Origin of the sequence: Stenotrophomonas sp. HMWF003, assembly GCF_003061285.1 — a bacterium.
GTDB classification, from domain to species: domain Bacteria; phylum Pseudomonadota; class Gammaproteobacteria; order Xanthomonadales; family Xanthomonadaceae; genus Stenotrophomonas; species Stenotrophomonas maltophilia_AP.
This window is the reverse complement of record NZ_QAIW01000379.1, coordinates 1-7533: the sequence shown is the minus strand read 5'-3', so window position 1 is coordinate 7533 and position 7533 is coordinate 1. Positions and strand designations below refer to the sequence as shown.

General features: G+C 68.3%; 7 protein-coding genes and 1 pseudogene. 2 read left to right on the top strand and 6 right to left on the bottom strand.

The features are described 5' to 3' along the window. From DBR34_RS23445 to DBR34_RS16175, 6 genes and pseudogenes are all read right to left on the bottom strand, one after another. A pseudogene (locus tag DBR34_RS23445) lies at positions 1–804 on the bottom strand (fimbrial protein); the annotation flags it as partial. Positions 805–828: 24 nt separating this feature from the next. Next, on the bottom strand, positions 829–2199 hold the full coding sequence (locus DBR34_RS16195; RefSeq protein WP_128097566.1) for a type II and III secretion system protein family protein: 1371 nt from the start codon (positions 2197–2199) through the stop codon (positions 829–831). An 18-nt stretch (positions 2200–2217) separates the two neighbouring features. After that, positions 2218–3249 carry a Flp pilus assembly protein CpaB gene (cpaB, locus tag DBR34_RS16190; RefSeq protein WP_128097565.1) on the bottom strand — a complete coding sequence of 344 codons (1032 nt, stop codon included), beginning with the start codon at positions 3247–3249 and terminating at the stop codon, positions 2218–2220. A 31-nt stretch (positions 3250–3280) separates the two neighbouring features. Next, positions 3281–3769 (bottom strand): pilus assembly protein, encoded by a 489-nt coding sequence (locus tag DBR34_RS16185; protein WP_128097564.1) that lies wholly within the window; start codon positions 3767–3769, stop codon positions 3281–3283. Then, complete coding sequence (locus DBR34_RS16180) at positions 3766–4311, bottom strand: prepilin peptidase (protein WP_128097563.1); 546 nt, start codon at positions 4309–4311, stop codon at positions 3766–3768. The genes DBR34_RS16185 and DBR34_RS16180 overlap by 4 nt, the downstream gene beginning before the upstream one ends. A 103-nt stretch (positions 4312–4414) precedes the next feature. Beyond that, positions 4415–4615: a Flp family type IVb pilin gene (locus tag DBR34_RS16175; RefSeq protein WP_128097562.1), complete on the bottom strand. Its 201-nt coding sequence runs from the start codon at positions 4613–4615 to the stop codon at positions 4415–4417. A gap of 789 nt (positions 4616–5404) precedes the next feature. Here DBR34_RS16175 and DBR34_RS16170 point away from each other — a divergent pair. Both DBR34_RS16170 and DBR34_RS16165 read left to right on the top strand, forming a co-directional pair. Beyond that, positions 5405–6400 (top strand): helix-turn-helix domain-containing protein, encoded by a 996-nt coding sequence (locus DBR34_RS16170; RefSeq protein WP_128097561.1) that lies wholly within the window; start codon positions 5405–5407, stop codon positions 6398–6400. Positions 6401–6621: 221 nt separating this feature from the next. Beyond that, on the top strand, positions 6622–7533 hold a 912-nt coding region (locus DBR34_RS16165), incomplete at its 3' end, for an ESPR domain-containing protein (protein WP_258224011.1).

The window sequence follows — 7533 nt, the reverse complement described above, 5'->3', positions numbered from 1 at the left end:
CACCGCCGGGTCGGCGATCGGGCCGGCCTCGCTGCCAGCCGGCTGGCCGAGTAGCGCCAGGCCGCCAGGGTGGCGGGTCATGGCGGTGCGGGCGAAGGTGGCGTCGATGCGGTTGGCATTGCGCAGGGCATCGTCGTAATGGAACTGGCTGTCCAGGTTGAGGTACAACGCGGCGTCGCCGGCTGGTAGCCCGAGGTCGAGCAGCAGCAGGCTGTTGTCGGGCGGGGCCAGGTTCGGGCTCGCCGTCGAAGGCGTCCCCGGGTGGCCCAGCTGCTGGGCGAGCACGCCCACGTGCGCGGCCAGGGTGCTGCTGCCCACCCCGGCACGGACGCCCAGCACCAGCACCAGGCGTGCCTTGCGGGCCGCCTCGGGTGCCACGCTGCGCATGCCGGAGGGGCTGCTCGCGCGGCGCAGCACGGCGTCGATATCGGCAGTGGACGCGTCCAGGTCGAGGATGTCGCGGATACCGGCGCGCAGCGCAGCCACCACGCCGTCGAGTTGATCGTTGGCGGTGGAGCCGACCGCCACCAGCGGCAGGTCGGGCAGGGCGCGCTGCAGGTGGCGGGTCAGGTCGGTGGTGGCGCTGGCCTGTTCGTGCCGGAAGTCGAGCAGCACCACACAGGCGCCGTTGCGACGGTGCGCGTCCAGTGAGGCGATCGACTCGCGGCTGTCCTCCCAGTGCACGCGGGTGCCGGCCGGCAGCTTGGCGCCGAGCACGTCCAGCAGGCTGCGGTCAGGCGCGACCAGGACCAGGCTCACCGGCGGCGCCATCGGGTGCAGCAGCTGGAGGGTGGCGGAAGACATGCGGGCTGGGCTCCTGGCATCGGGTCAGCGCGAGAAGCCGGGCAGCTGGTCCGACGAGGCCGGGCTGAGCAGCCACGCCCCCCAGACCGGCAGGTTGGGCTTGACCTCGCGGTCGCCCGGCAGCGGCACCACCGTGTTGCGGGCCAGCGGCTGCACCAGCCGTGGGGTGACGATGATCACCAGTTCCTTTTCCTCGCGCTTGTAGTTCAGGCTCCGGAAGAACGCGCCGATGATCGGCAGGTCGCCCAGCAGGGGAATCTTGTCGACGCTGGAGCTGACCGTGTTGCTGACCAGCCCGCCGATGATGAAGGTTTCGCCATCGCCCAGCTCCACCGTGGTATCGGCGCGACGGGTGGTGATCGAGGGGATCTGCACGCCGTTGTAGGAGATGCCGGCGGCGTAGTTCAGGTCACTGGCTTCGGGGGCCACCTTGAGCGCGATACGGTCGGGGCCCAGCACGGTCGGGGTGACCGTCAGGCCGATACCGAACGGCTTGAAGGTGACGGTGGTGGTGCCCAGGCCCTGCGGTTCCAGGATCGGCAGTTCGCCACCGGCCAGGAAGCTGGCGCTCTGCCCGGACAGGGCCACCAGGGTGGGCTCGGCCAGCACGCGGGCCATGCCGTTGTTCTGCAGCAGGTCGATGTTGGCGTCCCAGCCGTGGGTAAGCGACTTGAACACCAGGCCGAACGCGGAGGACAACGGATTGGTGATCACCACGTTGTCCGGACCGGTGCCCGGATCGGTGGCCGGCGGTACGCCCGGCAGCGTGCCGCCCGGGCGGGTGATGCCGTAGAAGAAACCGTTGCTGCCGCTGAAATTCTTGTTGGCAAAGCTCATGCCGATCTGGCGCAGCACCGACTTGTTGAACTCCACCACCTTCACGTCCACCTGCACCACGCCGCCGCTGGCGATGGTGGACACATCGGCCAGCTGGCCGTCTTTGCCCAGCGCCATGGTCGCCGCCTTGCGGCTCTGCTCATGGTCCAGCAGGCCTGCCGCACTCCCTTGCAGCAGGCCCTGGCCATCCTGCAGCGTGAGCTGCAGGTCCCCCGACGGTGGCAGCGCCCCCTGGATAGCGCTGCGCACTTCGATCTGCATCCGCTGCGGTTCGCTGTGCTGGCGTCGCCACAGCAACAGCGTGGTGGTTCCCGGCGCCTTGCCCACCAGCAGCGCCTGGCGCGGGCCGCGCAGCATCACCACATCGGCGACCCCCGGATCGGCGATGGCAACCCGGTCCAGGTCGGCCGGCAACGTCCACGGGCGCTGTTCGCGCGTCTGCAGCACCACATCGGCATTGGCCATGCCCACCACCGGGCAGATGCCCAGCACCAGCAACAGCAGCAGGCGGGTCGACCAGTGGCGGGTACGGCGCAGGCGGGCAGTGCGTTGGGTCATGGAGGGTCTCGGCATGGCTCAACGCGAGCCGCTGTGGGAGGAAACATCGCCGCGGATGATTTCAACGCCGCGGTCCAGGCGCGGTGCCGGGCGCGGCGCACTGGCGCGTACCGGCGCGGGCGCGCGGGCCGGGCTGCGGGTGCTGCGGCCGGCCAGTGCGTCGCTGTCGATGCCGGCATAGGCATCGTTCTCGGGGGACTGCAGCGCCAGCCGCTGTTCCGGACTCAGCTCGCGCCGTGCATCCAGCACGCCGCCAGGCTGGGCAAACAGTTCCTGATCGGGTTGGCCAACATCGGCCGGGTTGCGCAGCGCCAGGAACAGGCGACCCTGTTGCGCGCCCAGCAACAGGCGGTTGGCGTCGGCGACCGGTACCGCCAGCACCGCACTGCGCACCGGTGCGCTGGTGCTGGTGCTGCTGGAGCTGCTGCTGGTCGATGCGCTGCCCTGGATGTCCTGCGCGCGGGCGTCGGTGCTGGCCTCGCCGGCCGTGTCGGTGGGCGCGGCCTGGCCAGGTGCGCTGTCGGCGGCGCCGTAGCTGAGCACCCGCATGCGTGACAACAACAGGCGTGCCTGCGCCTGGCCGTCGGTATTCATGCCCGGTGGGGCGCGCAGGTTGAGGAAGACGTCGACATAGTCGCCCGGGAGGATCCGGTTGCCTGCCGCCACCAGCTCATCGACCGGTACGGCAAGCGCGCGCTCACCCGGATTGAGCCGCAGTGCGTAGCCGCGTGCCATCAAGGCGCTGTTGAGTGCGGTGCCCGCGGCAATGGGGTGCACGGGCACCGCGCCGGTGGCCTCGGCGATGCTGGCGTAGCCGCCCACCGGTGCCTGTGGTGCATCGCCGATGCGCAGGTCGGCGGCGCTTATTGGTCGGCCCGCAGGCAGGTCGCCCGCGGCCTCCACGACCGGCCAGCGCTGCGGCTGGCCCGCAACCTGTGGCGCACTGACCACGGTGGGTGCGGCACGTCGACTGACCATGAAGGCCACCACCGCCAGCAGCAGGGCCAGGGCGATCAGTGCCACGGCGGCAATGCGGGTCAGCTTGAGCATGCAACAGCCTCCACGGCGTCGGTGCGGCGCATCACGGTGTGCCCAGTTCGAGCTGGGCCACGGCGGTACTGCGGATGGGTTGGGTCATCAGCCAGCCATACACGGTGCCCGTGCCGGGCAGGAACGGCTTGCTGCGGTAGTCGTAACTGACCGATACCTGCATGCACTGCGCGCTGGCCAGGCCCGCGCAGGGCGCAGGTGCACTCACCACGATCGGGGGGACACCCGCGTTGCTGCAGTTGGCCTGTTGTCCGGCGAAATTCAGCAGCCACTGCATCGAGCGCTGCGCGGCCTGGCAGGCGGCCACACGGCGTTCGGCGGGGCTGGCATAGCGCAGCGAGGCGCGCGCGCCTTCGGCCGACGCCAGCGACAGTGTCTGCTGGGCAGCCATGATCATCACCCCGGTGTAGGTCAACAGCAGCAACGGCACCACGCCGAGGATCAGCATGAAGGCGAATTCGAGGGTTACCACGCCACGTTGCCGTGTGCGCTGGCGATGCCGCCGTGCGTGCGCGGTCATGACGATGCTCCGTAAGTGCCGCAGGCAATGAAACCCACGGTGGCAAACGCCAGGTACGCGGCATAGGGAATGCCGACGCGGCCCTGGCGTGATGCGTGGATCTTGCGCACGAACGGGCGCGCCTGCCACTGTTCCTGTGCACGCACCTGCAACCACTGCATGCGCAGCGGCAGTGCCGTGCGCAGGCCGGGCGCCAGCAGCACGCAGACCGCGTGCGCACCGGCCAGCAGGCTGCTCACCACCCAGATCGGCAGCAGTGCCGGCATGCCCAGCAGCAGGCCCAGCACCGCGAAATACTTCACGTCCCCGGCACCCATCCAGCCCAGCGCATAGAACGGCAGCAGGGCTGCCAGCCCCACCACCGCGCCGGCCAGATGCATGCCGGGGAACGGTGCCCCGCGCACCGCCCACATCCACAGCAACCCGCCCAGGGCCGTAACGCCCACGCACAGCAACCAGCGATTGGACACGCGCCGGGCGTACAGATCGCTGATGGCAACCTGTGCACTCAACAACACGGCCAGTACGGGCAGCAGTGACATCCGAGGGCTCCTCCATGGCGCATCGAACACGGGTGCGGGGCACACCGTTGGCGTCGCCGCAGGCGCGGGCCTGCGGTCATCCTGGATCCGGGTGAAGCGACGCTCAGCCGGGCGTGGTCGGGGCGCTGCCGCCGGCGCTGTCGACCAGCGACTTGAGCTTGGCGAACAGCGTGGTGAACATCTCGTTGAGGCCGGTGCGCGCGGCAACCACCAGCACGCCGGCGATCACGGCGGCGAGGATGCCGTACTCGAGCGCGGTGACACCATCTTCTTCAGCAAGAAACGTGCGGATTGAGGCTTTCATGACGGTCTACTCCCTGTTCCGTTCAATCGATTGGACTGCCTGCATGTGGATGGTGCGTTCCGGCTCCGCCGGTTCCATCCCGTAAGCTGCGCGGTCCCTGCGCAGGGGGCGGCTGCCGAAACAGCCGCCGGCCTACCTGGATGCGTCCAGGGCGGCCGGGTTCGGATGGCGGTAAGCAGGCGGCAACGACGCGCGCGGCGTGATCGCCTGCGCATGCGGGGAAGAGAACAGCCACGTAGCAATGAGCGTCTGCATAGGTATCCCCCTGTCGTACATTCCCGGTTTCCGCCACGGAGCTGCCGGGTGATGCCTGCCGGAATGATCGGCGCCAACAAAGTCCTTCAATACACATAAACGGCAGGCGCCGTTCGAACTTGAGTGCCTGCACTGTTTTCCGGTTATTCGGTCCGGCTGTTTGACAACCATTTAATGTTTATAAAGTGAAAGTAGTGTGTTTATAGAGTGAAGCGCAGGTGATGACGGTTTTTTGACGCGATTTGGGCGCAACGGGCGCCTTTTGCAGGCATTGTGTGCGCATCCCGCTGCGATTGCCGGTGACGGCTTTACCGCGCGCCGAGTTCATGCATACTTGCCGAAAATGCGCATCGATAATCAGCAGGTAATCCGATCCGCCCGCGAAGATAAACTGTTCATGTAGGCGGCATGGCCTTCGCGAACGCGCGGATCAGAAAGTGCAGGCGCCGTGTGGCGTTGATTGGCGGCAACAGGAAGTAGCACGGGTGGCAGTAATGGCCGCCCGCATCCAGGCCAACGGGGGACATCACTGTCATGGTGGATGGTGCAGTGGACGGCAAGGCAGGCGAGCACGGCGCGCTACGGTCCTACGACCTGGCCACGCTGAGCGCGGTGCTGCGCGTCTGCGACCTGGAAACCGTGCTGCTGGATGGCAATGGCCCGCGCGCGGCACTGCATTCCCGGGTGCATGACGAAGCGCTGTTCCTTGCCGCGCACTGCGGGTTCCACTTCCGCGGCCGGTTCATGCTGCCGCAGGACTGGTGCCTGCTGGGGTTCATCCACGCCACCGACGAGGCACGGAGCTGGTGCCACGGCATTCCGCTCAGTGCCGGCATGGTGGTGACCGTGTTGCCCGAAGGCATCAGCGAGTTCACGTTGAGTGCGGGCACGCGCATGAGCGTGCTGCTGGCCCCCATGCAGCGCGTGCAGCGCAAGTTGACCGCCCTGAGCCTGCGCAGCACGCTGCCGTCCGGACAGGCCTTGTCGCTGTTCAATCCCGATGTCTCGCGCGCCGGCTCCAGCCTGCTCGAGCGTTACGCGGGGCTGCACGCCACGCTTGCCGACCCTGGCGCGGCACTGGCCGCAGACGCGGTCGAATCGCTGCTGCACGACCACATACAGGCCTTGCTGGGGGCGGGTAACGAAGACCGACCCTCCAATACCCGGGCGCGGCGGGCGCACTACCTGATCGCGCAGCGTGCGGAAAATTTCATGCGGCTCAACCTGCGTCGCTACATCTACATGCATGAAATCTGCGACGCGGCCGGGGTCAGCGAGCGCGCACTGCGCTATGCGTTTGAAGACCTGTTCGGCACTTCCCCGAACCGGTATCTGTCCATGCTGCGGCTGTGCGCGGCGTGCCGCGGGCTGTCCATGGCCGACTCCAGCCGCAAGTCGGTGAAGGCGGTGGCCTTGAGCTGCGGCCTGTGGGACCTGTCCCGTTTTGCCGACAATTATCGTCGGGTATTCGGTGAGCTGCCGCGCGACACGCTGATGCGTGCGCCGGCGCAGATCGGCAGCCCGGCCTGACCACGCGGCCACCGCCGCCTTCTGTAGACCCCGCAATGCACGTTTCCGGCAATCTGCCGGAATTGCGCATGCCACTGCCGGTTTTCGTTCTTGTCTTGCCGGAACGCACGCAGGTGCTGCCGGAATGAAGTGCCCCCGCAACGACGTGGCGACTGTAATGACATCCAAGTGCCAACAGGCATGGATGCAGTCCACATCGTTCGTACACGGGGGAATACCTGATGAACCGTATCTTTCGACTGGTATGGAGCCACCGGCTGAATGCCCTGGTGGTCGTCTCGGAAGTGGCCACCTCGCGCGGCAGTCTGGTCGCCGGCCCGGTGGTGGTGCACCTGAAGGTGCCGCTGTCGATGCTGTCGATGGGCCTGGCGCTGGCCCTGTGCAGCGGAACGGCATGGGCAGGTGAAAGCCAGACCCGCAGCGATCTGGATGCGCTGACCGCCAAGTACGCGCCGCTGCCGGTGAAGGTGGACGCCGAGGCGGCGCTGGCCGCGATGGTGCGCAGTGGCGACAGCACCCCGGCGTTGAGCGCGGCGGCCAACGTCAACCTCAACCTGGGGCTGGGCAAGCCGGCAACGACCACCCCGGCGCAGGCGGCCGTGGCGGTGGACGTCAAGCTCAAGGCGGCCCTGCCGCGGCAGGTGGCCGCACCGGACAGCGCGACGCCCGTGGCAGCGCGCACCGGCATTCACGCCGACGTTGGCGCGGTCGCGGCGGTGTCCGCGCCGACGCTGGCGGCCACCGTGGTGGCCGATGCGACGGTGGCGCTGGGCAGCACTGAAACGGTCAGTGAGGGGGTCGACGATGCCATCACCTCCACGTTGGCCACCGGCGTCGCCGGCGGGGTCAAGGTGGATGCGCTGGCCCATGCCGTCGTGGCCGCCGACCGCAACCAGAAGCGGGTCGATGCGAATGCGGCCGTGGCCCAGACCAGTTCCCTGACGCTGTCGCCGACCGCGGCATCGGGCGGGCTGCTGGGGGGTGTGAGCGATCTGCTCGGCGGCGTCGGCAACACGCTGGGCAATGTGGTGGGCGGCGTGAGCAACACCGTCGGCAATGTGGTCGGCGGGGTCAGCGACACCCTCGGCAACGTGGTGGGGGGCGTGGGCAGCACGGTCGGCAACATCGTGGGT